At 66.2% G+C, this 393-nt stretch carries 1 pseudogene; it reads left to right on the top strand.

Annotation, left to right across the window (positions count from 1 at the left end):
• Positions 1-393: pseudogene (rne, locus tag ACLJNW_RS23415) on the top strand (ribonuclease E); the annotation flags it as partial.

Genomic DNA, 393 nt, shown 5'->3' with positions numbered 1-393 from the left:
GCCCGCGCTGCAACGGCCAGGGCATCATCCGCGACGTCGAGTCGCTGTCGCTGGCCCTCCTGCGCCTGATCGAGGAAGAAGCCCTGAAGGACCGCACCGCGGAAGTCCGCGCCCGCGTGCCCTTCCAGGTCGCCGCCTTCCTGCTCAACGAGAAGCGCAACGCCATCACCAAGATCGAACTGCGTACCCGCGCGCGCATCTTCATCCTGCCGGACGATCATCTGGAAACCCCGCATTTCGAAGTCCAGCGTCTGCGCGATGACAGCCCCGAACTGGTTGCCGGCCAGACCAGCTACGAAATGGCCACCGTCGAGCACGAAGAAGCCCAGCCGGTCAGCTCGACCCGCACCCTGGTCCGCCAGGAAGCAGCAGTCAAGACCGTCGCTCCCCAGC

The organism is Salmonella sp. SAL4457 (genome assembly GCF_046548235.1).
Lineage (GTDB): Bacteria > Pseudomonadota > Gammaproteobacteria > Enterobacterales > Enterobacteriaceae > Salmonella > Salmonella enterica.
This window is presented reverse-complemented; position numbering and strand designations above follow the sequence as displayed.